The following is a 26,236-nucleotide window of genomic DNA, read 5'->3' as shown; positions in this document are numbered from 1 at the left end:
ACCAGCCGCCTGCGGGCGGCTTTTTTTCGTGCGCGCTGCCACGGCGCTGTGCCTGCAGGCACAGCCAAGCTACATGTCACGAGCTGCATGCCGCGTTCCGCGTGCCGCCAATGCGACGCCACCACGGCCCGCCACTGTCCAGCGCGGTGCTCCGCTTTCTACAATCCACCGCAACACCACCCTCACCGTCTCAGGAGAACCGCATGCCCACCCTCAGCCCCACCCGCAAAGTTGCCGTTGTCACCGGCGCCGGTTCCGGCATCGGCAAAGCCACCGCTCTGGCCCTGGTGGGCGACGGCTGGCATGTGGCGCTGGCCGGGCGCCGCCTGGCCATGCTGGAAGAAGTGCGCCAGGCCGCGCAAGACCAATACGAAGCCGCCGACCGCGTGCTGTGCGTGCCCACCGATGTGACCGACGCCGCCGCCGTGCAGCAGCTGTTTGCCCAGACCGTGGCGCAATGGGGCCGTGTGGACCTGCTGTTCAACAACGCCGGGCGCGGCAACCCTCCGGGCTCGTTCCTGGACTGGTCGGCCGCGGACTGGCAGGACGTGGTCAACACCAACCTCAACGGCATGTTCTATTGCCTGCAGCAGGCCTTCCGCGTGATGCGCGACCAATCCCCCCAGGGCGGGCGCATCATCAACAACGGCAGCATTTCCGCCCACGCGCCGCGCCCCAACTCTGCCGCCTACACCGCCACCAAGCATGCCGTGATGGGCCTGACCAAGACCGCCTCCCTGGACGGCCGCGCCTGGAACATTGCCGTGGGCCAGATTGATGTGGGCAACGCCGTCACCGAACTGGCCGAACGCATGGCCAAGGGCGTGCCCCAGGCCAACGGCACGATTGCGGTGGAGCCTATGATCGACACCCACACCGTGGCCCGCTCCGTGCTGTACATGGCCAATCTGCCGCTGGAAGCCAATGTGCTGTTCCACACGGTGATGGCGACCAAGATGCCGTTTGTGGGGCGGGGGTGAGGGGATGCCTGTGGGATAAATACCGCCGATGAATTAGTGCTCAACCTGAAGCAGGCGTCCAACCTCCATTTCTGTTATCGCGTCAGGTTGATCTGAGTCGTTCGCTCCCAAGGCCTAAGCGGCAGCAACCGCCACGCCACAGATCATTAAAGTACACCGCCCCCTCGAAGTCGGCTATTAGACTGCGCGGCTCTCCAGGTCCTAGTGTGAATTTCTGCTTACTTATAGGCTTCTATACACCTCGATATGGACTATTCGATTTTTTCATGTTCTCTCTGTCCGCTAATCTAAAAATTTTAGATCTTAAAACCCGCTTCACTAGAAAAACGATATTTATTGGTCCAACAGAAAATTAGAAAATCCATCTTGCAAGAACTGCATTTGCCGAAGTGTTGCCGCTACCGCTTGTTTTTCTGTCAGGCCAATTTCTCGCTGAATTGCCAAATAATTAGGCGCCTCTAAACCACTATCGGCTAAGTGACCATTACGCAGTTTTTTTGCCTGCTCAAGAATGGCTTCCCGCAAGTCTGCTTTCACATGCTTAAACCAGCAGTAAGCTGTTACATTAAATTTCGAGTCTTTCAATTGGACGGAGACTACCAGCGGATAAGTCCACTGTTCATACTCGTCGTACTCAACAAATCTTTCCCACTCAGGAAGAGATAAATACGTCTTGACTCGTTTACGATCTACCAAGATGCTGTGGAATCTATTTCGCATCGCATCCAAAAATGGTGCGAAATCAACTAAATCGAAGCACCGCTCCCAAGCCTGTGGACGCCGCCAATAAAGAAGAAAAAGTCTTAGCTGTGCCTCTCCAAGTGGCTTGTTGTTGGATTTAGACACCTCCACCCTTTTCTGTAACTCCTTGGGCATTGCTCCTTTAGCGCCAGACATAGTTTTCATTTCACGAAGCACATCTGCATGTCGAGTGGCAACCAGAGAATACAAGCGCTCGATAGGAGATGTCCCTGCTTCGACCTCTTCCTCTTCAATTGCTCGTCGAAACTGAGTCAATGTCTGTCGCATCTCCAGCGCCAAAGTGCTTCGTGATTCGCAGTCTCTGAGAAAATCTCCTAGCCAGTCATAGCCAACCTGAATCCATTGGTCATCATCTGGCTCCTCGTCGCTGGAACTAAGGAAGACATGTACTCCTATCATCTTTGGGAAAAGGTTTTCAAGTCCTATTCGATATTTTTTCAGTTGATCTACTGACTGCTTTGCCCCAAACTTGTTCTCAAGCGCAAGATAAACATCAGCACCTTGGTCGATACAAAACACGTCCAAACTATCTTTTGATGCAGCAGAAACACCGATCTTCACTTCAGTAGAAACAACTGCTCCAGAAAATCCACTGGTGTAAATATTCGATGGACTCAAGAACCTCCTCGTTGATAGAGGAATATTCTGGTTGCGGCTTGCGATTTGCCCTGCACGTGCGAATAGCGAGCGCAACGCAGCGTCGCCTAGACCATGCCCTTCGCTAGGGTCCAGCAACCAAGCCAACATTCGGCTGACATTTATCTCTTTTGGAAAACAAATTTGAAGAGGAGCAACCCTCGCACTGAGCTGAATCAGCCGTTGAACATCTAAGTCTGCAAAAAATTCGTTTATTTTTTCTTTCATATGCTACTTTAGTGAAATTAGCGCTGAATTCAGGTTATTAAAATATTTAATAATTTCTTATTAAAACACATCATCAGAATAATTTCAACAAGAAAACATCTTATTAACAGCGATTACCAAATACCATAAAATCATAATAATTAATCAAAATATAATTACTGTGGAATCACCAGTAAATATAATCAAAAATCCTCATGAAATTACACATACAGAGTACCGAAAGCCCTACGAACACAAGCCGTCGTTACCTGCCGATCCCTGCCTAAAAACTAAAGCGACCTTCAGGCATGAGATGCGAATTCGCTTGGCCGCATCCATTGTCAACACCCGCTAAAAAGAAACCGTTATTAATTTCGAAAAAACAAAGCAACGGATCACGAAAAAATATTGAATGGATCAAGTAGTTCGAGGCTCACTCACCTCATACACCTTCAAATTCCGCTCCCCAATCCCCAGCCCTTCCCAGCTGGCCCGCCACGCCTGAATATGGGCCGATGCGAAATGCGCATCCAGTGCTGCCTGGTCGGTCCAGCGTTCTTTCACATGAATCAGGCCCGGCACAAACAGGTCTTCGGCGTAGACATATTCCAGGCAGCCGAATTCGGCACGCGAAGCCTTCACCATGGCCTCCATCACGGGTTTGGCGCGTTCCAGGTTTTCGGGCGGCAGGCGCACGGTGCCCACGATCAACAGCATGGCGATCTCCAAAGGTGAGTAACCATTGCGGCCCACGCTGGGTGGTACTTGGCGGTCACTATTTAGCGCCGTCCATCCTAGACCAGCATGCGTAACACAAGCTTACAACTGACTGTGCGCCTACTGCATGCATTGCAAATTTATGAATATTTCACCGGCTCTGCCTGCGCATAGGCCGTGCTGCTGCACATGCCCAACTGGTATGGCATGTGCCAGTTCTTGGTGATGGTGTGCTGCAGCAGAAACACAGCCATATGCAGCCATAAAAAGGCTCAGGAAAACACGCATACGGTTTTCCCTAGACCGCTACAGGTGCTGCAGCGCCGCAATCTGCGCCAGGCCTTACGGGTATTGACGGCTGTATGCAAAAGCTGATGCGTCCCTGTTTGGTACGGGCGGCCTGCATGGGCAGCGCTGTCCAAAAAATGACAGCAGCGGCTATGCCTCCCACAGAGCATGGGGCCATCGGTGGATTGCCTTTCCCGCTCCCCAACTTTGTCCGCGCATCCACTGAGATTCCGGCCTGGTCCCGCAGGACATGGGCCCTGGTTTTATTCACCTCTGGAGTCTTGCCATGCGCCGTTTGCACACTGTATTGAGCTCCGCCTTGTTCCCCGGTTTTTCCAGCGCGGCACGCTGGCGGCGTTGTTGCGCGCCGGTGGCAGTGGCCGCACTGCTTTCGGCCGGCCCGGCCTGGGCCAATACGGAGGGGTACCCGGCCAAGGAAATCAATTTCGTCATCAACTTTGGGGCCGGCGGCAATACCGATGTGACGGCGCGCACCATTGGCAAGGCGATGGAAGAGGTGTTGAAGAAACCGGTGATTCCCGTGAACAAGGGCGGTGCCCAGGGCACGCTGGGCGTGGGTTATCTGGCCAAGCAAAAGCCCGACGGCTATACGCTGGGCCTGGCCAGCTACACCAGCATGACCTTGTCCCCGCAGATCATGAAGCTGGATTACAAGCTGGATGATTTTGAGTACATCGCCGGGGTGGCGCGCTACCGGTATGGCATGGTGGTGCGGGCCGATTCGCCGTACAAGAATATTGCCGACCTGGTTGCGGCCTCCAAAACCGGCAAGGGGGTGTTTTATTCGTCCCCCGCCTTTCCCAACAGCACACCGTTCATGGAACTGGCCAAGCAGACCGGTGGCAAGTTTGAAGAGATCACCTACAAGTCCGGCCCGGAAACTATTGGCGCGGTGCTGGGCGGGCAGGTGGATGCCAGCGTGCTGAACCCGTCCGATGTGCTGCCGCATATCCAGGCGGGCAAGCTGCGCATGATTGCCAGCGCCAGCCCCATGCGCTGGGTGGAGCTGCCGGAGGTGCCCACTATCCAGGAGCAGGGACACAACATCACGGCCGATTCATGGATGGGCATGGCTTTTCCCAAGGGCACACCCAAGGCGCTGCGCGACCGGATGGAGCAGACGGTGCTGGCCATCATGAAGACCCCGGCGATTGCCGAAGCCTTTGCCCGCATTGGCATTGACCCGGTGGCGTTGAGCGGGGCCGAATACCGGCAGAAGCTGGTGGAGGCGATTCCGCAGATGCGGGAGGCGGCCAAGTCGGCCAACCTGCCCATCGTCAATCCCAACTACCCGAACTGATTTCTCCGCCCCACAGCCCGGACCTGACGACCCGGTCTGACGGCCCAGGCGAAGGGCCGGAACGCGGTGGCAGCGCCCCACACCCAGCGCCCTGGGTGTGGGAGATGTGGGAGGCGTTGGAGGTGTGCGTGGTAACCCGCCACTCCCTTGCCCCGCCAGCAGCCCGGTTCAGGCCCCGGGGTTAGTGCACATGCAGCGGATGCCGGGTGCCGCGTGCTGCCTGCCAGCCTTCAGGCCGGGGTCTTGCCTGCACGCATGGCGGCGGCAATCTGGGCCAGCACGGCGGGCAGTTCGGCCACGCTGCGCACCACATAGTGGGCGCCAGCGGCCTTGAGCTTGGCTTCGGCCACGGCCACGCGGGCGTCCACTTCGTCCTTCGGGGCCTGGGCGTATTCCTGCACGCTGTAGCCCACTTCATTGCCCGACAGGCTGAGGCCCACGGTCCACATGCCGGCGCGCAGGCCTTCGTCGATGCCCGGCACGGTGTCGTCCACCTTCACGCAGGCGCGCACATCGCCAATGCCCAGGGCCAGCACATTGGCCAGCGCCATGAAGGGGCCGGGGCGGCCGCCGGCAGGCAGTTCGTCACCGGCGACCACATGGTCGGGGGCAATGCCGGCGGCGGCGGCCTGGGGCAGCAACTGGTTCAGCACTTCGCGCGGATAGCCCGAGCAGGAGCCCACTTTCAGGCCGTGGGCGCGCAGCCAGGGCAGCAGCTCCACCGCGCCGTCGATGGGGGCCGAAAACTCGCCCACCTTGGCGATCTGCATGGGCATGAAGCGGGCGTAGATGGCGTCCACATCGTCATTGCCGGGCGCGCGGCCGAAGGCGGTGTGCCACTGGGCGGCAATGCTGGTGTCCTGCAGCAGCTGGTGGATGTGGTCCCACTTGCTCAGGCCCATGGGGCCGCGCGCCTGGGCCAAGGTGATGGTGATGCCGAAGGTGGCAAAGGCTTCCACAAAGATCTGCGTGGGGGCGAGCGAGCCGAAGTCCACCAGGGTGCCGGCCCAGTCAAAGATGACGGCCTGCAGCGGCGCCAAGTCGACGGCGGAGCCGGTTGCTGCCGCGGCGCAGCTTGCGTTGAAGGTGGCGGATGGGGTCGAAATGGTGGCCTGCGTTGTGGCGGAGATGGTGGCGTTCATGGCGAAGCTCCTGAAAAACAAAGAGGAAGGCAAACAGGGAGAAGGCTGCGCGGCCGCCTGCCGGGTCCACATGCACGGTGATGCGGTCTGGGCAGTACGCGGCCAGCGGCAAGGTGGAGGTGGGGGACATGGCGGTCAGCGCAGCGCGGAACAGGTCTGGGTCAGAGGGATAAGGTCAGGCCAGTGGGCGGATGAAGTTGCGCCCGCGCGGGCCGCTGGCGGCCTTGTGCACCATGGCCTGCCAGGCAGCGGGTGCCACGCCGTAGTGGGCGGGGTCGGTGGGCACGCCCAGCTGGTGCAGAAAGGCACGCAGCCGTTCGCTGGCCAGCGCCGGGGTCATGGCATCAAAGATGGACAGCAGCGCGGCATCGGCCACCGGGTCGGCGCCCAGGGCCATGTCCAGCACCAGCGGCAGGCTGAACGAGCAGGCAATGCCGTGCGGCACGCCGTGCTGCAAGGTGATGTCGTAGGACAGCGAATGCGCCAGCGCCGTCTTGGTGTTGGAAAACGCCAGCCCGGCCAGCAGCGCTGCCTGGGCCATGTCGGCGCGCAGTTGCGGATTGCCCAGGTCCTGCATCAGCGCCGGCAAGGTGGCCAGGGTGCAGCGGGCCGATTGCACGGCCAGCGCCATCGACACCGGGTTGCAGTGCACGTTCCAGATGGATTCCAGCGCGTGCGACAGTGCATCCAGCCCCGCCGCCAGGGTGGCACCTGCGGGCAGGCTGGCCATCAGCTCGGCGTCGATGAGGGCGGCTTCCGGCCAGGTGCAGTGCTGGTGCAGCGAATGCTTGCGGCTGCCGGCCTGGTCCCAGATGGTGGCCCAGGGCGTGACTTCGCTGCCGGTGCCTGCCGTGGTGGGGATGGCAATCAACGCTTTGTGAGCGGCAGAAGCCGGCAGCTGACCGCCCTGCTCCAACACGGCCAGCAGTTCGGCAAAGCGGCCGCCGGGCGTGGCGCAGAGCAGCGCCTTGGCGGAGTCGATGGCGCTGCCGCCGCCCAGCGCCACGATGACCGGAACATCGGCGTGTTGGCGCTGCACCTGTTCGTACAGCGGGGCCAGCCAGTGCACATCGGGGTTGGGCTGGATGCTGTCGATCACGCCGCGCAGTTGGGCGCCGATCAGGCTGCGCACGCGCTGCACCAGGCCCAGGCTGTCAGCCTCCGGGAAAGTGACCAGCAGGCAGTTGCGGCCGGCCAGCAGCGCGGGTAGCTGGTTGAGGCTGCCATTGCCTGCGGTGACGCGCACGGGGTTGTGATAAGTCCACACGGGATACGACCTTTGCAAAATTCAGGGTGAGACCGGCCTGCCGCACTGGCGGGCCAGTGCAGACAGAGGGGGTTGAAAGGGTGTTGTGTACGGGTTGGGGGTGGCGGGTGTGGCGGCGTTGCCGAGCGACGACGCAGCACCTGCGGTGTGCGCGGTGTGTGCCGTGGCCGTGCAGGCTCTGCAGGCCAGGCGGCACCACCGCACCGCGTCAGTGGCGGGGGCCTTGCTGGATGCGGTTGCGCAGCCAGTTGGAGACCATGTCGGCGGCAATCACCATCACTGTGATGACGATGATGCAGGTAGCGGTTTCCTGGTAGCGGAACAGCTTGAGGCTGCTGACCAGCTCAAAGCCCAGACCACCCGCGCCCACCATGCCCAGCACGGTGGCCGAGCGCAGGTTCACTTCAAAGCGGTACAGCACCACGGCAATCCAGGCCGTGATGACCTGGGGCACCACGCCAAAGGCAATCACCTGCAGCTGGCTGGCACCGGCGCTGCGCAGGGCTTGCAGCGGGCCGTCGTCGATTTCTTCAATCGCCTCGGCAAAGAACTTGGCCAGCATGCCCATGCCGTGCAGCGCCAGGGCCAGCACGCCGGGGAACGGGCCCAGGCCCACGGCCGAGACAAACACCAGGGCCAGAATCAGTTCGTTGATGCTGCGCACCACGTTCAGAAACTGGCGGGTGGTACGGCGCAGCCAGTGCCAGCCGTGCAGATTGCTGGCGGCCACAAAGGACAGCGGCAGCGCCAGGACCACGCTGAGCAGGGTGCCCCAGATGGCGATCTGGATGGTCTCCAGCGCCGGCGCCCACAGGCGGGGCAGGATGTCCAGATCCGGCGGTACGGAGCGTGCCAGAAAGTCGCCGATCTGGGGCATGCCATTGGCCAGTTCGCCCCAGCTCATCTGCGCGCCACCGGCGCTCCAGTGCAGCACCCAGCCTATGGCCAGTGCCAGTGCGGCGTAGCCCAGCCAGCCGCTGGTGGTTTCCGGGCGACCAGCGGTCCACTGCCAGCTGTCACGTGGTGTCTTCAATGTTGGGCTGTGCATCAGAGGGCTCCTGCGCTGGTGGCCAGTTGGGCGCTGCCGGCATGCCACGGGCCTGTGGGTGCATGCACGGTGTGGCTGGGGCTGGTGGCGGCATCCGCCGCTTGCGTATCGGTGCTGTAGATGGCGTTGAGGGCAGCGTCATCCAGCTGGGCCGGTGTGCCGTCAAACACCATGCGGCCCTGGGACAGGCCGACGATGCGGTCGCCGAACTCCTTGGCGTAGTCCACCTGGTGCAGATTGCAGACCACGGCAATGCCCATTTCACGGGTGGCGTCGCCCAGGTACTGCAGCACACGGCGTGCGGTCTTGGGGTCCAGACTGGCCACGGGTTCGTCGGCCAGAATCACCTGCGGCTGCTGGGCCAGGGCGCGGGCAATGCCCACGCGCTGCATCTGGCCGCCGGACAGTGCTTCGGTGCGTTCCAGCGCCTTGTGGGCCAGGCCCACGCGTTCTAGGCACTGGTCTGCCAGCGCGATGTCGCTGTGCTTGAAGAACTGCAGCACCGATGCCAAGGTGCCCACCTGGCCCAGGCGTCCGGTCAGCACGTTTTTGCGTACCGTCAGGCGCTGCACCAGGTTGTGGTGCTGGAAGACCATGGCCACATGGTGGGCCAGCTCGCGCCGGGAATGGGTCTGCATCAGGTCGATGCCGCCCACCTGCAGGGTGCCGCTGTCGGGCTGGTTCAGGCCGTTCATGCAGCGCAGCAGGGTGGACTTTCCGGCGCCCGACAGGCCCAGCATGACCACGAATTCGCCGGCCTTCACATCCATGTCGATGCCGTGCAGCACATGGTTGCTGCCGTAGCTCTTGCGCAGGTTGCGGATGGTGATCATTTCATTTTTCCCAGGTCCAGATTCAGGGCCTTGGCGGTGGTGCGCACCACGTCATAGGCCTGGTCGTTGGTGGACGAGAAGCCGTTCAGCTCGCCCCGGTCGCCCCAGGGCAGGCCTTTGATCTCGGCCATGGCGGCGGCCACTTTCTGCTTGGTGGCGGCGTCCAGGTTCTTGCGCCAGGCCATGGGCGATTCGGGGATGGCCTGGGAGCGCCACACCACCTGGAAATCTTCGGCCTTGACCAGGCCCTTGGTGATGGCGTTGGAGAAGATGGGATCGGCCACGGCGGCGGCATCGACCTTGCCATTGGCCACGGCCATGATGCTGGCGTCGTGCGAGCCCGAGAAGATCACGCGGGAGAAGTACTTGTCGGTGTCGACCCCCTCGCCTTTCAGGCCGGCCTTGGGAAACAGGTGGCCGGATGCGGAGCTGGGGTCCACAAAGGCAAAGGTCTTGCCCTGCAGCTGGGGCACGGTGGTCAGGCCCTTGTCCTTCTTGGTGATGATGATGCTGTGGTACGAGCTTTGGCCGGTCTTCTTGGTCACCGGAATCGCAAAGGCTTCGGCGTTGGCCATCTGGCTGGCCAGTACATAGGAGAACGGGCCGAAGTAGGCCACGTCGATCTTGCCCGAGCGCATGGCTTCGATCACGCCGTTGTAGTCGTTGGCCACAAAGGGCTTGACCTTCATGCCGGTCTTGGCGGCCAGTTGGTCCATCACCTGCTGGCTGGCGCGCATCATGGCCAGCGCGTCTTCGGAAGGGATCAGGCCCACACGCAGTTCGGTGGACTGGGCCATGGCGCTGCCGCCCATGCCGGCGGCGGCCAGGGCCAGGGTTGCGGTGGCGCATTGCAGCCAGGCTTTACGGGTCATCAACATGGGGGGAATCCTTTGCATCTCAGCATTCGCACTTGCGGGATGCCGTGCGATGGATGGAATGCTAGGGACGACATATGACTGTCATGTGAAGGTTTCAGAATCGGTTTGCACAGTTTCCATAGGTCACACCTTGAGATGAATCTTCTCCCCTGCTGCCGCCGGAGTGCGGCCCCATGAGCAATGCCCGCTACCGCACCTTTGTGGCCGTGGCCCACCACGGCAGCCTGAGCGCCGCCGCACGCGCGCTGGGCGTGAGCCAGCCCACGGTCTCCACCCAGATTGCCGCGCTGGAGCGGCAAAGCCAGGTGGAGCTGTTCCACCGCCAGGGCTACCGCATGGCGCTGACCACGGCCGGCAGCAAGCTGCTGTCGCTGGCGCAGCGGTTGCTGGCGCTGGAGTCCGAGGCCGCGTTCTTTCTGCGCGATTCGGGCAAGCTGCACCAGGGCGAGCTGAAGCTGGGCGCGGTTGGCCCTTTCCATGTGATCGAGATGGTGGCCGCCTACCGTGCGCGCTACCCCGGCATGCAGCTGTCGATCCGCATGGGCAATTCACAGCAGGTGCTGCACGACCTGGCCCACTACAGCACCGATGTGGCGGTGCTGGCCGGTCTGTATGAACGCCCCGAGCTGCTGGCGCGCGAATACGCGCGCCACGCCATCATTCTGTTTGCCCATGTGGACCACCCGCTGGCGCGGCACGACGAGGTGGACATCACCGCCCTGCACGGCCAGCCGCTGCTGCTGCGCGAGCCCGGCTCCACCACCCGCACGGCCATGGAGCAGGCCTTGCGCGCCGCCAGCGTTCAGCCCCGGCTGGGCCTGGAAATCGGCAGCCGCGAAGCCATCCGCGAGGCGGTGGCGCGCGGCCTGGGCATTGGCGCGGTGTCGGAAGCGGAGTTCATTCCCGACACCCGCTTCACGCCCATCCGCATTGCGGGCGCCCCGGCCAGCACCACCACCTATCTGTACTGCATGCAGGAGCGCAGCGACAGCGTGCTGGTACGGTCGTTCTGGGATGCGGTGTAAGCCGTGGAGCGGCTGGAGGAACTACAGCACACTCAATCGGTGAACGAGGTGATCTGGGCGCCCAGCTGGGGCATGTGCGGCGCCTGCCAGCGGTAGTCGGCATGCAGCACATTGCGCTGCGCCTGCTGGCCATGCCACTGCACCCCCAGCAGGTCCGCCAGTGTCCAGGCCGCCCAGTCCGCGCGGAAGGGCCGCTGGGCAAAGTCTGCCGGAATGGGCGCTGCCGTGTGCGACTGCCACACGATGGCCGGTATGCGGTAGCCTGCCGCCGTGCCGGGGCTGTGGCCCACATGGTTGCCGACATGGCCGACTTCCTGTCCGTGGTCGGACAGGTACATCCAGCCCGTATAGGCCTGCGGCTTCGCCGCTTCGCGCGACAGGCGCAGCAGCTCGGACACCACCGAGTCGTGGTAGAGCAGCGCGGCGTCGTAGTTCTGGCGCAGCTCCCGCACCCAGACCGGGCGGCCTTGCTGGGTCATGGCCGCATCGACCGCGTCATCGGCATCATCAAAGGGGTTGTGCCCTTTGGGGAAGCGCAGGCTGTAGTGCGGGTGCGCGCCCTGCATATGGACCACGATGAATTTGCGCTGCGCCGGCGCCTGCAGGGCGGTGTTGAATTCGTCCAGCATCTCGCCATCCAGCGACATGCTGGAGCGCCCGGGTTCGCGGTTGATCATCTGCAGCACATCGGCATGGCGGGCATGCTGCTGTTCGATGGCGACATCGTCGTGGTTGCTGATCCACCAGACCTTGTAGCCTGCCACCCGCGCCATGGCCAGCAGGTGCTGGGCGTCGTCGGCTTCGGGCATGCCGAAGGAAAACAGGTTGCCGATTGCGGGCAAGGTGGCGGCATCCACCGACCAGGCGTTGCGCAGCACCTGCATCTGCGCGCCCAGCTGCCGCTGGTGCTGCTGCAGGCCGGGCGTGGTCTTGCGCCCATAGCCATAGAGCGAGAAGTTGTCGCGGTTGATGCTGTCCGTCAGCACCAGCACCACCGTGGAAGGGCCTTCGCGCAGCACCACGGGCGCAGCGGCCTGGGCACGTTCCAGCGCCTCATTGCGCACCGCGTCCTGGTTGGCCCAGCCCTTGCGCAGTTTCTCCGTACTTTCCACCCAGTGGGGCCAGAACAGCGCTGGGTGCAGGCGGCGCCACGGCTTGTTGGCATAGGCCGCGGCTGATAACAGCAGCAGGATGCCGATCAGCACCAGCACCGCGTATTCCATCAGCGAGCGCTTGCGGCCCGGGCCAGCCGCTGGCGCCTGCTCCAGCCGGCCCGACACCTGCCAGACCCACGCGGCCACGGCCGCCAGCACCAGACCGAACAGCGCCAATCCGCGCCAGGACTGGGCGGCGTATTCCAGGCTTTCGCGCAGATTGGTGTTGGCCATGGCACTGAGCACCAGCGTGGAGTCCGGTGCGGCCTGGTAGCTGCTGAGCAGGTAGGTGCGCGCCGCACCGTCCAGCACGAACATGAGGATGCCCAAGGTGACCAGCCAGCGCCGGACCATGATGCCCACGGGGGTGCGCAGGGGCATGCGCAACCACAGCAGCAGGGGCAGCAGCAAGGTCAGCAGTTGGGCGACGCGCCGCCCCTCATAGCCCAGCACGATGAAGCACAGGCCGGGCGCCCCCAGTGCGGCCACCGTGGGCCAGCTCGCACGCCATCCAGAGCGCGGGGCAGGACCAGGTGCGGCATGGGATGGGCCGTGGGGTGCGGGGCGGGATACAGCGTCAGGGGATAGATCGGCCATCTCAGTGGGGAACTGCTTGCAGCTGCTTGGAAGTTTGGAAATGCCTGCCGTGCACCACAGCAGGTACAGCTAGCAGTACCGCTATCAGTGCTGCGACAGCGTGCGCGGGCAGGGGGCAAGCGTTGCGTGGTGGGCGCTGAGGCTGTGGCGCCCACCGCCTGGCAGGAATGCCTGTGCAGGAGCCGGTGCCCCCACGGGATTCGCGCGCTTTGCTTTGTTTCTTGGAATGTTTTGTTCTCTGTGCGAATACACCGACTGGAATCCTAGCGGCGGGCGCCGCCGTGCAGCGGTTTCACCTGCTTTTTGTACGGTCATCCACACCCCAAACAGGCTTTGCTGGCCGCCCAGCAGGCTGGGGGGACAGCCAGGCCCGCAGCACCTCGGGCAGGTTGGCCTGACGAACCGGGTTGCACCGTCCAGCCCCGGGGAATGGCCCAGTCATCGGTTGCCCAATCGCCTGAGAACTGCTCGGTCAATTCATCGAAGCACTACCCGCGGTTTTCGTGCGCGAAACACCAGGCGTGGGCATGTATCAAGGGTGCCAATGGCTTGCTCTGACTGCAGGCGCCGTCGCACCGGTATGGCCTGCCAATGCATAAGAGAGCTGATTGGCGGCAGCAATCACTGTGGGGGCCATCTCTTCCAGTCTTTGCTGTGGCAAACGGGAGGCTGGACCAGACACGCACACCGAACCGAGAAGGCGCCAGTGCTTTCCAAAAACAGGAGCTGAAATGGTTGCAACTCCTTGCTCGCGCTCCCCGATGGACCAGTGAAAGCCCCGCTGGCGGATTTCTTCATACAGCGCGCCAGGCTCCCCCGAGAACGCCAGGATCACGCGCCCTGGCGAGCCCCGGTCCAGAGGCAGGCCTTCACCCATGCGCGCGTGGTGCCGCAGCGCCTGAGGTCCTTCGACACGCACGAGGCAGGTTCTCACGCTTCCTTCTCTGACATAGAACGCAGCGCTCTCTCCGCTGGCGGATGTCAATGCACGCAAGGCCGGCTCCAGCACGTTCTGCACATCAAAGCCCGCTTGGTACCGTGCACCGAGCCAGCCCGCCGCAGGGCCAAGACGCCAATCCCCATCCTCGCGTTGGACCAGATAGCCAGACAGGGCCAGCGTGCGCGCGATGCGCAGCACCGTGGTTTTGTGCAACTGGCAGCGGCGACTCAGTTCGGCCAACGGCAGATGCGACTCGCCCAAAGCAAAGGCATCCAGCACCTGCATCGCTCGCACGACGGCCGTCACGCTGCCGGTGGATGGTTCCGCGACGATTTGGCTTGCCGAGACATCGCTCGACGGTGAGCTTGCGTGGCTGGCGGATGGGTTGCTCATGGTGCAATCTGTTTCGTTGTACGAAACTCCATTGTACCCGTTGAAACTTTTTTTTAGAGTCAGGCACCCCTCGGCGCATGACCAAGTGGGAGCACAAATAAACGATACGGAGACAACGTATGACCATCACGACACGAGCCATTTCCATGTCTGCGCGCCTTTGCACGTGGATGTTCGGCGCTTCCGTACTGGCTGTTGCCGCGGTGAGCGCACACGCCCAGGCCGGCTACCCCACCAAGCCCATTCGCCTGATCGTGCCGTTTCCTCCCGGCGGAGGCACGGACATGATTGCCCGTTCCGTGGCCCAAAAAGTCACGGAAAAAACCAGCTGGAACATCGTTGTCGATAACCGGCCCGGAGCAGGCGGGAATCTGGGGGTGGATGCCGCGGCAAAGTCCTCGCCAGACGGATACACCCTGGTCATGGGACAGACCAGCAACCTGGCAATCAATCCGGCGTTGTATAAAAAGCTGCCCTACGATCCGCTGAAGGATCTGGCCCCTGTGGCATTGGTGTCGTCTTCACCCATCCTGATGGTCAGCGGCAAATCCTTCACGTCGATGGCCGAAGTGCTGAAGGCCGCCAAAGCAAAGCCCGACATGATTACCGTGGGCTATGCGGGCAACGGCACCGTGGCCCATCTGGCAGTGACACAGATCGAACAGGCCAGCGGGGTCAAGCTGCGCCACATCCCCTACAAGGGCATTGCGCAGGCGATCACCGATTTGTCTGGCGGACAGATTGATCTTTTTGTGGGCTCCATTCCCTCGCTGATCGGCCAGGTGCGCAACGAAAAACTGCACCCTCTGCTGGTCACGTCCAAGCAGCGTTCCGGCCAATTGCCCGCGACACCGACCATGGCGGAAGCCAGCGGCAAGAACTTTGAAGCGATCACCTGGTTCGGCATCCTGGCGCCGGCGGGAACACCGGATGCCATTGTGCAGAAGCTGAACACCGCTATCAATTCGGCACTGGCTGAAGCAGATGTCGCGGAGAAATTGCGCTCAGAGGGCGGAGATGTCCTTGGAGGGAGCAGCAAAGACTTCCGCGTGCTGCTGCAGTCGGAAGTTCCTCGTTGGGCCAAGGTGGTCAAGGACTCTGGAGCCAGCCTGAACTGACGCTGCATTGCGTTCTCCCCTCCTGTGGATATCACCATGCATCGCGACAGCCTTGCTGCGCCCGTGCGCTTCTCAACGGGCATCGCGCGCCCCAGAACGCCGCTCCCGGCGGGGGCCTGTGACTGCCATGTACATGTCTACGACAGCAGCTTTCCGGCCGCCGCGGGGGCCAGGCTGCTGCCGCCAGATGCCTCGGTACATGACTACCGCGCTTTGCAAAAGCGCATTGGCACCACGCGCACCGTGCTGGTCACACCGTCCACCTACGGCACCGACAACCGCTGCATGCTGGAAGCACTGGCCTCCCTGGGTTCCGAAGCCCGGGGCGTGGCCGTGATCGACGGAAGCGAGAGCGATGCCGAACTACAGCGCCTGCACGCCGTCGGTGTGCGCGGCGTGCGGTTGAACCTGTCACTCGGCGTGTCAGGTTCGGTGGACTTGTTGCGACCGATGGCGCACCGCATCGCCCCGCTGGGCTGGCACCTGCAGTTGCTGATGGCGCCGGACATGCTGGCCATGCAGGGGGAAGTGTTGCGCCATCTACCGGTACCCGTGGTGTTTGACCATTTCGGGCGCATCGCACCCGCGCTGGCGGGCCGGCACCCCGCTCATGCCCTGCTGCTCGATTTGCTGCAGGCCGGCCGGGCGTGGATCAAGTTGTCCGGTGGCTACATCGTGAGCGAACACCACGCCGTGGACGACCCCGCGCTGGATGCGCTGGCCGCAGGCTACCTGTGCGCCGCACCACAGCGCGTGCTATGGGGCAGCGACTGGCCCCACGCCACCGCCTCGTCCGGCATGCAGCCCATGCCGGACGACGCTCGGCAGATCGACCGCCTGGCCGACTGGGCGCACCAGAACGGGGGACCCTCCGCGCTGCAGCGCGTGCTGGTGGACAACCCGGCGGCGCTGTACGGCTTCGCACCCCTTGCCTCTTCATAACAACCATACGGAGACAACCATGAACGCATCGACAGCCATCTCTTCTTCACCGGGTCGCACACGCCGCGCACTGATCGCCGCCGCAGGCGCTGCGCTGCTGGGACCGCTGTGTGTGGCGCCCCTGCAGGCGCAAGGCGACTGGCCCGCCGGCAAGGTCATCACCTGGGTGGTGCCGTACCCGCCGGGCGGCAGCACCGACGTGCTGGGTCGCAACGTGGCGCAGCGCATTGGCGCGTCACTGGGAACGAACGTCATCGTGGACAACAAGGCCGGCGCCACCGGCACCATCGGTGCGGCCTTCGTCGCCAAGGCGCAGCCGGACGGCTACACGCTGCTGGGCACCTCCATCGGCCCGCAGGCGATCGCACCGCACCTGATGAAGCTGTCCTATGACCATATCGCCGCGTTCGAGCCGGTGGCCATCATCGGCACCATTCCACACATGCTGGTGGTCGGCGCACACCAACCGTTCAAGACCGTGGCCGACCTCGTGGCCGCAGCCAAGGCGCAGCCTGGCAAGCTGGCCTTCGCCTCGGGCGGTAACGGCACCATCCTGCAGATGCAGGGTGAGCTGCTTCAGCAGCAAACGGGCGCGCGCTTCATCCATGTCCCCTACAAGGGCGACACGCCGGCGCTGCAGGACACGCTGGCCGAGCAGGTGCAGTTCATGTTCGCCCCCGTTGCCGCAGCGCTGCCGCACGTGCAGTCGGGCAAGTTGCGCGCGCTGGCCGTCACCTCGGCCCAACGCCTGAAGGCGCTTCCAGAGGTCCCCACGATGGGCGAAGTTGGAATGCGCGACTTTGTGGTGGAGCAGTGGCAGGCCGTGTTCGCGCCAGCCAGGACGCCTGCAGCCGTCGTGCAGCGGCTGAACAAGGACATCAACCAGGCGCTGAAAGACCCCGCGCTCATTGCACTGGCAGACCGCCTCGGTGTGACGCTGGTGGGCGGCACTTCCAAACAGCTCGGCGACCTGCAGAAGGCCGACTCGGCCAAGTGGGCCAAGGTCATCAAGGACGGAAACATCAAGGCCGAGTGAGGCCCATGTTGTTGCCATTGACCGTACTGCATCTTTTTCCCAACCCTATTGGAACCACACCATGAGCCAACTTCCCGAAATGATCCGTGACATCGAGCGCGTCAGCGCCGATGTGGTCGCCAAGGCCGGCACCTTCCAGGCCGCCATCCTGGCCGACGTGGCCGGCCGCCGCGGTACCATGCACGCCCGCATTGCCCCCGTGCACCAGGACATGAAACTGGCCGGCCCCGCATTCACCGTCGAAGTGCGTCCCGGCGACAACCTCATGATCCACGCCGCCATCGCGCTGGCCAAGCCCGGCGATGTGCTGGTGATCGACGGCAAGGGAGACCAGACCGCGGCACTGATGGGCACGCTGATGCTCAGCGCCTGCAAGAAGATCGGCCTGGCCGGTGTGATCGTGGACGGTGCCATCCGCGACAAGCTGGAGATCCTGGACCTGGGCTTTCCCGTATTCAGCGCCGGCTTCAACCCTGCCGGCCCCACCAAGTATGTGCCTGGTCGCATCAACCATCCCATCTCCGCCGGTGGAACCACGGTGAACCCGGGTGACCTGGTGGTGGGCGATGCCGATGGTGTGGTCGTGATCGAACGCGCCAAGGCACCTGCCATGCTGGCCCTGGCCGACAAGAAAGTGGCCGACGAGGCCGCGCGCATCGAGGCCATCGCCCGCGGTGACACTGCCTCCAAATGGCTGCCTGCCGCGCTGCACGCCGCCGGCGTGCTCAAGGAAGGAGAATCGCTGTGAGCGCCCCCACCATCATCATCACAGGCGCCGACCTGGCGCAGCAGGCGCTGGACCTGCTCAGCGGCTACGAAATCGTCTACGCCGGCAAGACCCCTACCGAAGAAGACATGGTGGCGCTGAGTCGGCAGCACGACCCGGTGGCCATCATCGTGCGTTACGGCAAGGTGGGTGCGTCTGTGATGGACGCGGCGCCTTCGCTGAAGGTCATCTCCAAGCATGGCAGCGGCACAGACACCATCGACAAGGAGGCTGCCAAGGCACGCGGCATCGAAGTGGTGGCGGCCGTGGGTGCCAATGCCGCTGCGGTGGCCGAGCAGGCACTGGCGCTGCTGCTGGCATGTGCCAAGTCCGTGGTGGCACTGGACGCGCGCATGCACGCCGGGCACTGGGACAAGGCCACGCACAAGAGCCTGGAGCTGGCTGGTCGCACGGTGGGGCTGGTGGGCCTGGGCGCCATCGGCCTGCGCTTTGCCAAGATGGCTGATGCCCTGGGCATGCGCGTGATCGGCTTCGATCCGTTCGCCAAGAACCTGCCTGACTACGTGCAGAGCGTAGACCTGGAAACGATCTGGCGAGAGGCCGATGCCATCTCGCTGCACTGCCCTCTGACCGACGAAAACCGCGGCATGCTGAATGCCGCCACATTGGCCCAGTGCAAGCGCGGCGTGATCGTGGTGAACACGGCACGCGGAGGCCTTGTCAATGAGGCAGACCTTTTGACCGCCGTGCGTTCCGGCCAGGTGATGGCCGCCGGTCTCGACAGCTTTGCGGTGGAGCCGATGACCACAGGCCATCCGTTCCAGGGCGAGAAGAACTTCGTTCTCAGTCCGCATATCGGTGGCGTCACCAGCGATGCCTACGTGAACATGGGCGTCGGCGCTGCCAAGAACTTGCTGGCCGTACTGGCCCAGACAACCGTGGCCTGAGGCCCGCTGCGAAGCTTGGAGCCTGCTCCAGGCTTCCTCCCATAAAAGAGACCCCGCTCGACGGGGTCCACTACAGGAGACAAGACATGTACACACGCTCAGGCCAGCGGGGCTCCGCTGCGCCCTGCCAGGTCGCCCGGACCGCTTCACCGACAACAAAATCGCATGCGATGCGGGCTTGTCGATCGCTGGCAGTGGCACTTCTCATCGCCTCTGCAACCTGCCACGCACAGACAGCCGCCTACCCGTCCAAGCCCGTCAAGTTGGTGGTGGGCTTTGCCGCAGGCGGCCCCACCGACGTGGTGGCGCGGGCATTCGCCGACCATGCAAGCCGCGCGCTGGGACAGGCCTTCATCATTGACAACAAGCCAGGCGCCAACACGATCCTGGCTGCACAAGCCGTGGCCGGCGCACCGGCCGACGGCTACACGCTGCTGTTCGGCGCCACCAACCACACGATGATCCCGGGGCTATACAGCGGCCGGGTGAAGTTCGACGCAGTGAAGTCCTTCAAGCCGCTGTGCACGGTGGCCACCAGCCCGACGGTGCTCGTGGTGGGGCCGAGCCTGCCAGTGGCATCGCTGGCCGATTACATGACCCACGTGCGCAAGGCGCCGGGCCGCACCACGGCCGGCACGGCGGGCATGGGTAGTTCGGGCCATTTCGCCACAGAGATGTTCGCGCGTGCCAACAGCCTGCAGCTCAACCACGTGCCCTACAAGGGTGCAGCGCCCGTGGTCACCGACCTGATGGGCGGCCAGCTCGACAGCTCGTTCGCCACCCTGGGCTCGGTGCTGGCGCAGATCCAGAGCGGCAAGCTCAAGGCACTGGCCGTGGCTTCACCCCAGCGCTCGCCGCTGCTGCCGCAAGTGGCCACGTTCGCCGAGGCCGGTGGAGGCAACTATTCGGCCGACGCCTGGTACGGCGTGCTGGCCCCTGCCGGCTTGCCGGACCCCATCGCGCAGCAGCTGGAAAAGGTCGCGCGCGAATTCTCCGGCAGTGCTGCCGCAGCCGAAAAGCTGCGCGGCCTGGGACTGGACGCCAACGCCACCTGCGGTACAGCCTTTTCCAAGCAGGTGGAGCGCGAAGTCGCTACCTACACGCAGATCGCACGCGACCTGAACCTCAAGGCCGAATGACGCTTTCGCAAGGAGACACATCCATGAAACGCATGTATTTTCCCCTGTGCGCGGCCCTGGCGCTGGCAAGCAGTGCCGCCAGCGCACAGCCGCCATCGCCCTATCCGAACAAGGCCGTCAAGATTGTGGTGCCCTATCCCCCGGGCGGGGCCGTGGACCAGGTCACACGCCGGATCGCGCAAAAGCTCACCGAGCAGACCGGCCAGAGCTTCTTCGTCGAGAACAAGGCCGGTGCCACTGGCACGATCGGAGCCCAGCAGGTGGCACGTTCAGCAGGCGATGGCTACACGCTGATGGCCAACGACACCACCTACTCCATCCTGCCGCAGGTCTTCAAGAAACTGCCCTGGGACTACACGCAGGACCTGGTGCCGGTAGCAGGCTTCAACTTCGCACCCACCGCTGTGGTGGTGGCGGCGGGATCGCCTTTCAGGACGCTGGGCGATCTGGTGGCCTATTCGCAGGCCAACCCCGGCAAGCTGAACTATGGCACCGGTGGTGCCGGAACCATGCCGCACTTTGCGACGGAGGCCTTGCAAGGCAGCAGCGGCTTGAAAGCCACCCACGTGCCATTCAAAGGCGCAGGAGAGGCCACCCTGGCGCTGCTGGGCGGCACCATCGACTTCCAGATTGCCTCGACCCCGGGGGTGATGGGACAGGTGCGTGGCGGCAAGGTGCGCCTACTGGCTGTGAGCGGCGACCAGCGCCTGCAGGCGCTGCCCGAGGTTCCGACCTTTGCACAAGCCGGAGTTCCCGGCTACAAGGTGGTCAATTTCACGGGTTTGTGGGCTCCCAAGGGCACACCGGATGCGGTACTGGAGCGGCTGCGCACGGAAATCGCCAGGGCCATGGCCAGCCCTGACGTGCAGGCTTTTGCCAACGACCTGGGCGCAGTGCCGCGGGTGGTCAGCGGCCCGGCATTCGCCGACAAACTGAAGACCGATGCCCTGCTGTGGGAGGCCGTGGCCGCCAAGGTCGGCATCGACAAGCAATGACGGCATGGCCGCGCTGCGCCCTGCACCCAGAGCAGCAGATTTTTCTTCTAATCAGCCTGCAATCACCATGAAATCCCTCAAGCAATACCTGTTGGCGGCCTGTGCCTGTGCCGCCGTGGCTGCACATGCAGCCTTTCCCGAGCGCACCATCACCATGGTCGTGCCATATGCCCCCGGCGGTGCGGCAGATGCGGTGGCGCGCGTGGTGGCCACGCGTCTGGGCGCCAAGCTGGGAGTCAGCGTGATCGTGGACAACAAGGCTGGAGCCAGCGGCACCATCGGCGCAGGCTTCGTCGCCAAGGCACCCGCGGATGGCTACACCATGCTGTACGACGCCACACCGCAATCCATCAACCCGCACCTGTTCCCCAAGATGCCGTACGCAGCGAACGCGCTGCAGCCGCTGTCGCTGGTGCTGCTGGCGCCCAATGCGCTGGTCGTGAAGGCCGATTCGCCGCTCAAGAGCGTGAGCGACCTGATTGCCAGGGCCAAGGCCGAGCCAGGCAAGCTGAATTTCGCCTCCGGTGGCAGCGGCACCGTGCAGCGCCTTGCGGCAGAACTGTTCCGCCAGAAACTGAATCTGGACATGGTGCACGTGCCCTACAAGAGCGGTGGCCCGGCAATTGCCGATGTCATGGGCGGGCAGGTGGATTTCATGTTCGGTACCGTCGCTGCCACCTACCCCTTGATTTCGGGTGGCAAGCTGCGTGCCTTGGCTGTATCGGCTCCCGAGCGCTCCAAGCGCCTGCCCGATGTGCCGACCGTGGCCGAGACGGTAATCCCCGGTTATGAGGCGTATGAATGGAACGGGGTGTTCCTGCCGGCCGGCACGCCCGAGCCTGTGGCGGCCAAGCTGCAGCAGACCCTGGCCGAAGTGCTGAAGGAGGATGCCGTGAAGCAGCGCCTTTCCGACCTGGGTGCCCAGGCTATTGGATCGACACCCGCCGATTTCGCTGTGTTCCTGAAGCAGGAGGATGCGAAATGGGGCGAGGTGGTGCGCAAGGGCCACATCAAGCTGGACTGAAGCGATGGAGCTGCCGCCGCTATCCACCCCCGTGCCGCATTCCGCTGGCGTGAACCGCCCTTCATGCACATTGCCTGCGCTTGCGTGCGACAGCCATATGCACATTTTTGACGCGCGTTTCGCTCCATCGCCGCATTGGCATCGCACACCGCCCTCGGCTCCCGTGGCAGCTTACAGGATGCTGCAGCAGCGCCTGGGGACATCGCGCACGGTGGTCGTGACGCCATCGACCTATGGCACCGACAACACCTGTACCCTCGATGCGTTGGCGCAATTGGGCGACAGCGCACGCGGTGTGGCTGTGGTGGATGCCACGGTGAATGACTCTGAACTGACCCATCTTGCATCCCGCGGTGTGTGCGGGCTGCGGGTGAACTTTGTCTCGCCCCAGTCCTGGGGACGCACCACAGCCGAGATGCTGACCACCCTGGCCGATAAGGTGGTTCGCCACAGGGATTGCGCAGGCTGGCACCTGCAGGTGTTTGCCCACCCTGAGCAAATAGTGGCCTTGGCACCCTGGCTGCACAAGCTGCCGGTGCCGCTGGTCATCGACCACCTGGGGCACATAGATCCATCCGAAGGTCCGGCAGCCGAGGCCTATGGGGTGCTGCGCCGGTTGCTCGATGGTGGCCGGACCTGGGTCAAGCTCTCAGGGGCCTACATGCGCTCGTCGGTGCACGGCCCCAGTTATGCCGACACCCTGCCCCTGGGTCATGCCTTGGTCAGAGATGCTCCGCAGAGGCTGGTATGGGGCAGCGACTGGCCGCACACCACCGAGGCTCCGGGTAGCGTGAATGACGCCGACCTGGTCGATCTGCTCCAAGCCTGGTGCGGCTCCGCATCGGCCATGCACCGCGTCCTGTCGGACAACCCGGGCCAGCTCTATGGGTTCGATCACTGTTGAAAATCCCATTGGATGTCCCTGCCCAGCCAACTGGTCGGATCCGGCGGGCCGGGATTTGATGTTTCACAAATAGGAAAGCTGTTCTTATGTTTCTGCTGCAGCCCCCTGAAGTCCGCGAACTGGAAACGTTCAGCGTCATGCCGGACGTTTTCCGCCGCCCCGCGCCCAGCGTTTGGGCCGATGCCAACCGGGGAGGCACCATCACCGACTCGTTCCTGGAAGGCCCGGTGTTTGACGGAGCCGGCAATCTGTACGTGACCGACATTCCCTGGGGCCGCATCTTCCGCATTGACCCGCAGGGCATGTGGAGCTTGGTGGCCGAGTACGACGGCGAACCGAATGGCATGAAATTTTTGGATGCCAACACCTTGCTGATCACGGATTACAAGAACGGGCTGGTGCGCCTGGATGTGGCCAGCGGCGCTGTCACCCCGTTCCTGGAGCGTCGCAACAGCGAGAGCTTCAAAGGTGTGAACGATCTGATCTTTGACGCCGAAGGCAATCTGTACTTCACGGACCAGGGGCAGAGCGGCCTGCATGACCCCAGCGGACGCTTGTACCGCCTGCGGCCCAACGGCCAGCTTGATCTGCTGCTGCACAACGTGCCCAGCCCCAACGGAGTGGCCTTGTCGCCCGATGGACGCGTTCTGTACCTGGCGGTCACACGGGGCAACTGCGTGTGGCGGGTGCCGCTGTTGCCCGATGGCAGTGTGGCCAAGGTCAGCCAGTTCTTTACGTCGTATGGGCCGAGCGGCCCTGACGGTTTGGCTGTCGATGCTCAAGGCCATGTGCTGGTGGCGAACCCCGGACTGGGCCATGTGTGGGTGCTCAACCACCGGGCTGAACCGGTGCAGGTGCTGCGTGGTGTGCCAGGCAGCTCCACCACCAACCTGGCTTTTGGCGGCGTGCAGCGCAAGCAGCTGTTTGTCACAGATTCCACCCACGGCCGCATTTTGACTACGACGTTGGATACCCCTGGGCAACCCATACACCCGCGCAAGAACTAACAGTCGACAGGATGTGAATCCAACATCCTTGCATCGCAGATGCTCCGAAGCTGAAGCTAAAACGTGACGATCCCGGTCCGCGCTGCTTTCGAGGATCTCCACCACTGCGGCGCACAACCCCGCCAGGGATCCCAGCTCAGGTGAAACGGTAGGCCGGAACCTTGATGCAGACAGGGGCTTGTTCAGTTGCGGTCCCGTCAGGCCTGGAGCTGGTGTGGCCAGTACCGCTTTACCGACGACAAAATCGCATGCGATGCGGGCTTGCCCATCGCTGGCAGTTGCACTTTTCATAGCCTCTGCGACGCCCATCAAGCTGGTAGTGTGCTTTGCCGCAGGCAGCCCCACCGACGTGGTGACTCAGGCATTCGCCGACCATGCAAGCCGCGCGCTGGGACAGGCCTTCATCATTGACAACAAGCTTGGCGCCAACACGATCCCGGCTGCACAGGCCGTGGCCAGCGCACCGCTGTGGCGACGGCCGCAGCGTGCGAGGCAGGAGGTATGCATGGTGTGTGGGGCGCATGTGGGGGGTGAGCCGCGCCAGCCGCTGGGCCGCAGTGCCTGTACAGGGGCCGATGTCCCCATGGGATTCGCGCGCTGTTGTCTATTTTTTTGTCTGTTTTGTTCGTTGTGCGAATACACCGGCTGCAGCCTAGCGGCGGGCGCCGCCGCACAGCGGTTTCACCTTTTTCTTGTACGGTCATCCGTACTCAAAACAGGCTTTGCTGGCCACCCAGCAGGCTGGGGTGGTACTGGCTGCAGTCCAGCTGCACACGTTCGCGGTTCAGGCCCAGCTTGCGGCAAGCCAGGGAAAAGCGCTGGGCTAGCATGTCGGCCCAGGCGCCGGTGCCTTTCATGCGCTGGCCGAACTGGCTCTGGTAGACCTTGCCTTCGGCACGGCCCTCCTCGCTGATGCCATGCAGATCGCGCACCCGCTCCAGCACGCGCTGGGCGCGGTCCGGGTAGTGCAGGCGCAGCCATTCCTCGAACAGCGGCGCCAGCTCCCATGGCAGGCGCAGCACGGCATAGAAGGCCTGGCGTGCGCCGGCGGCCTGCGCGGCGGCCAGCACCTGTTCCAGGTCGTCGTTCAGGAACGGGATCTGCGGCGCCAGGCTTACCCCCACGGGCACGCCGGCTTCCGCCAGGGCGCGCACCGTGCGCAGGCGCCGGTGCGGTGCGGCGGCGCGGGGCTCCAGCCTGCGCGCCAGATCGGGCTGCAGCGTGGTCAGGGTGACATAGACCGCCACCAGGTTCTGCCGGGCCAGCGGCACCAGCAGGTCCAGGTCGCGTTCGATGCCGCTGCCCTTGGTGACGATGGAAAACGGGTGGCGCGCGGCGGCCAGCACTTCGATGGTGCGGCGGGTCAGGCCCACATCGCGCTCAATGGGCTGGTAGCAGTCGGTGACCGAACCCAGCATCACCGGTGCGGCCACATGGCGGGGGCGGGACAGCTCGGCCCCCAGCACCTCGGGCAGATTGGCTTTGGCGACAAGCCGGGTTTCAAAGTCCAGCCCTGGCGAGTAGCCCAGGTAGCTGTGCGTGGGCCGGGCGTAGCAGTAGATACAACCGTGCTCGCAGCCCCGGTAGGGATTCAGGCCCAGGTGAAACGGCAGGTCGGGAGAGTCATGCCGGCTGAGGGCGGATTTGCACTGCTCCCATTCCAGCTGCGTGCGCAAGGCAGTTGCCGCTTCGCCGTCGTCCCCTTCTGCGCCGGCCGCATTGACCGCCGGATCCGCCCAGCCATCGTCAAACGCTTCCCGGGCATCGCGTGCAAAGCGGTGGGCGATCCAGCTGGCCGCACCCCGGCCCTTGTGCAGCGGCACGGGCTGGGCGGGCAGATCGGAATGCTGGTCGCGATAGGAAGACATGAGATAACTGTATATAAATACAGTTATTCAAGCAATACAGGTGCCGGAACCTTGATGCAAGCAGGGGCTTGTTCAGTGGCGGTTTCGTCAGGCCCGGAGACGGTGTGGCCGGTGCCGCAGCGCTTCCCAGCAAATACCGGCGCCCACAGCTAGCTCCTTTTTTGAAAGCTGCACGCCGCCGAAGCAATTCGCACTGGCGGCGTGCGAGATGGCTTGGCAGGAGCGCGGCAAAGCGCCACAATACGGACAGCGCACCAAATTGGTGCTTTTCATTGCCTTGGCCCGGACAACCCCGTTGCCCGGGCTTTTGTCCGTGTGGGCTTTTGTTTTTTTGAGCCTGG

The 26,236-nt window shown here is 63.5% G+C and carries 23 protein-coding genes and 1 pseudogene; 14 read left to right on the top strand and 10 right to left on the bottom strand.

Features of this window, described 5'->3' with window-relative positions:
* Positions 1-203: 203 nt before the first annotated feature.
* Positions 204-980 carry an SDR family oxidoreductase gene (locus KW830_RS16665; RefSeq protein ID WP_066534102.1) on the top strand — a complete coding sequence of 259 codons (777 nt, stop codon included), beginning with the start codon at positions 204-206 and terminating at the stop codon, positions 978-980.
* A 333-nt stretch (positions 981-1,313) separates the two neighbouring features.
* Here the strand turns inward: KW830_RS16665 and KW830_RS16660 are convergent, their stop codons facing one another.
* Positions 1,314-2,606, bottom strand: a complete 1,293-nt coding sequence (locus tag KW830_RS16660; RefSeq protein WP_218333776.1) for a PD-(D/E)XK nuclease family protein — start codon at positions 2,604-2,606, stop codon at positions 1,314-1,316.
* 396 nt (positions 2,607-3,002) lie between these two features.
* Positions 3,003-3,302 (bottom strand): putative quinol monooxygenase, encoded by a 300-nt coding sequence (locus KW830_RS16655; protein WP_218333775.1) that lies wholly within the window; start codon positions 3,300-3,302, stop codon positions 3,003-3,005.
* A gap of 574 nt (positions 3,303-3,876) precedes the next feature.
* On the opposite strand from KW830_RS16655, the gene KW830_RS16650 reads away from it, so the two are divergent.
* Positions 3,877-4,911, top strand: coding sequence for a tripartite tricarboxylate transporter substrate binding protein (locus KW830_RS16650; protein ID WP_218333774.1), 1,035 nt, complete (start codon positions 3,877-3,879; stop codon positions 4,909-4,911).
* A gap of 230 nt (positions 4,912-5,141) precedes the next feature.
* On the opposite strand, the gene phnX is transcribed toward KW830_RS16650, so the two are convergent.
* The 5 genes from phnX to phnD all read right to left on the bottom strand — a co-directional run bounded on the left by phnX (position 5,142) and on the right by phnD (position 10,079).
* Positions 5,142-6,053, bottom strand: coding sequence for a phosphonoacetaldehyde hydrolase (gene phnX, locus KW830_RS16645; RefSeq protein WP_218333773.1), 912 nt, complete (start codon positions 6,051-6,053; stop codon positions 5,142-5,144).
* 175 nt (positions 6,054-6,228) lie between these two features.
* Positions 6,229-7,320, bottom strand: coding sequence for an iron-containing alcohol dehydrogenase PsrA (gene psrA, locus KW830_RS16640; protein WP_218333772.1), 1,092 nt, complete (start codon positions 7,318-7,320; stop codon positions 6,229-6,231).
* 208 nt (positions 7,321-7,528) lie between these two features.
* Positions 7,529-8,368, bottom strand: a complete 840-nt coding sequence (phnE, locus tag KW830_RS16635; RefSeq protein WP_066534111.1) for a phosphonate ABC transporter, permease protein PhnE — start codon at positions 8,366-8,368, stop codon at positions 7,529-7,531.
* Entirely contained in the window at positions 8,368-9,201 is an 834-nt protein-coding gene (phnC, locus tag KW830_RS16630) for a phosphonate ABC transporter ATP-binding protein (protein WP_218333771.1), read from the bottom strand. The genes phnE and phnC overlap by 1 nt, the downstream gene beginning before the upstream one ends.
* Positions 9,198-10,079: a phosphonate ABC transporter substrate-binding protein gene (phnD, locus tag KW830_RS16625; RefSeq protein ID WP_218333770.1), complete on the bottom strand. Its 882-nt coding sequence runs from the start codon at positions 10,077-10,079 to the stop codon at positions 9,198-9,200. The genes phnC and phnD overlap by 4 nt, the downstream gene beginning before the upstream one ends.
* Positions 10,080-10,252: 173 nt before the next feature.
* On the opposite strand from phnD, the gene KW830_RS16620 reads away from it, so the two are divergent.
* The gene (locus tag KW830_RS16620; RefSeq protein WP_218333769.1) at positions 10,253-11,104 is read left to right on the top strand and encodes a LysR substrate-binding domain-containing protein; all 852 of its coding nucleotides are present in this window, start codon (positions 10,253-10,255) and stop codon (positions 11,102-11,104) included.
* A 32-nt stretch (positions 11,105-11,136) separates the two neighbouring features.
* Here KW830_RS16620 and KW830_RS16615 read toward each other — a convergent pair whose 3' ends face one another.
* Entirely contained in the window at positions 11,137-12,747 is a 1,611-nt protein-coding gene (locus KW830_RS16615) for a phosphoethanolamine transferase (protein ID WP_370626147.1), read from the bottom strand.
* Positions 12,748-13,387: 640 nt separating this feature from the next.
* Positions 13,388-14,188: an IclR family transcriptional regulator gene (locus tag KW830_RS16610; RefSeq protein WP_083520311.1), complete on the bottom strand. Its 801-nt coding sequence runs from the start codon at positions 14,186-14,188 to the stop codon at positions 13,388-13,390.
* A 119-nt stretch (positions 14,189-14,307) separates the two neighbouring features.
* Here KW830_RS16610 and KW830_RS16605 point away from each other — a divergent pair, with 119 nt between their 5' ends.
* The 11 genes and pseudogenes from KW830_RS16605 to KW830_RS21390 all read left to right on the top strand — a co-directional run.
* Positions 14,308-15,306, top strand: coding sequence for a tripartite tricarboxylate transporter substrate binding protein (locus tag KW830_RS16605; protein ID WP_218333767.1), 999 nt, complete (start codon positions 14,308-14,310; stop codon positions 15,304-15,306).
* Between the two features lie 36 nt (positions 15,307-15,342).
* Positions 15,343-16,248, top strand: coding sequence for an amidohydrolase (locus tag KW830_RS16600; RefSeq protein WP_218333766.1), 906 nt, complete (start codon positions 15,343-15,345; stop codon positions 16,246-16,248).
* Positions 16,249-16,267: 19 nt separating this feature from the next.
* Positions 16,268-17,284: a tripartite tricarboxylate transporter substrate binding protein gene (locus KW830_RS16595; protein WP_218333765.1), complete on the top strand. Its 1,017-nt coding sequence runs from the start codon at positions 16,268-16,270 to the stop codon at positions 17,282-17,284.
* A 61-nt stretch (positions 17,285-17,345) separates the two neighbouring features.
* Positions 17,346-18,032: an RraA family protein gene (locus KW830_RS16590; RefSeq protein WP_218333764.1), complete on the top strand. Its 687-nt coding sequence runs from the start codon at positions 17,346-17,348 to the stop codon at positions 18,030-18,032.
* Positions 18,029-18,958 carry an NAD(P)-dependent oxidoreductase gene (locus tag KW830_RS16585; protein ID WP_218333763.1) on the top strand — a complete coding sequence of 310 codons (930 nt, stop codon included), beginning with the start codon at positions 18,029-18,031 and terminating at the stop codon, positions 18,956-18,958. Before KW830_RS16590 ends, KW830_RS16585 begins: the two co-directional genes overlap by 4 nt.
* Before the next feature lie 170 nt (positions 18,959-19,128).
* On the top strand, positions 19,129-20,097 hold the full coding sequence (locus KW830_RS16580) for a tripartite tricarboxylate transporter substrate binding protein (protein WP_218333762.1): 969 nt from the start codon (positions 19,129-19,131) through the stop codon (positions 20,095-20,097).
* Between the two features lie 23 nt (positions 20,098-20,120).
* The gene (locus KW830_RS16575) at positions 20,121-21,092 is read left to right on the top strand and encodes a tripartite tricarboxylate transporter substrate binding protein (protein WP_066534138.1); all 972 of its coding nucleotides are present in this window, start codon (positions 20,121-20,123) and stop codon (positions 21,090-21,092) included.
* Between the two features lie 67 nt (positions 21,093-21,159).
* A complete protein-coding gene (locus KW830_RS16570; RefSeq protein WP_066534140.1) occupies positions 21,160-22,116 on the top strand; it encodes a tripartite tricarboxylate transporter substrate binding protein in 957 nt (318 codons plus the stop codon).
* A gap of 4 nt (positions 22,117-22,120) precedes the next feature.
* Positions 22,121-23,020: an amidohydrolase gene (locus tag KW830_RS16565; RefSeq protein ID WP_218333761.1), complete on the top strand. Its 900-nt coding sequence runs from the start codon at positions 22,121-22,123 to the stop codon at positions 23,018-23,020.
* An 86-nt stretch (positions 23,021-23,106) separates the two neighbouring features.
* Positions 23,107-24,027 (top strand): SMP-30/gluconolactonase/LRE family protein, encoded by a 921-nt coding sequence (locus KW830_RS16560; RefSeq protein ID WP_066534142.1) that lies wholly within the window; start codon positions 23,107-23,109, stop codon positions 24,025-24,027.
* Between the two features lie 253 nt (positions 24,028-24,280).
* Positions 24,281-24,493, top strand: a pseudogene (locus KW830_RS21390) (tripartite tricarboxylate transporter substrate binding protein); the annotation flags it as partial.
* Between the two features lie 244 nt (positions 24,494-24,737).
* Here KW830_RS21390 and KW830_RS16555 read toward each other — a convergent pair.
* Positions 24,738-25,895, bottom strand: coding sequence for a PA0069 family radical SAM protein (locus KW830_RS16555; protein ID WP_066534144.1), 1,158 nt, complete (start codon positions 25,893-25,895; stop codon positions 24,738-24,740).
* Positions 25,896-26,236: the final 341 nt, after the last annotated feature.

It is taken from the genome of Comamonas sp. CMM03, assembly GCF_019218715.1.
In the GTDB taxonomy this organism is placed as follows: domain Bacteria; phylum Pseudomonadota; class Gammaproteobacteria; order Burkholderiales; family Burkholderiaceae_C; genus Comamonas; species Comamonas terrigena.
The sequence above is the reverse complement of the archived record's forward strand: the minus strand, read 5'-3'. Positions and strand labels throughout refer to the sequence as shown.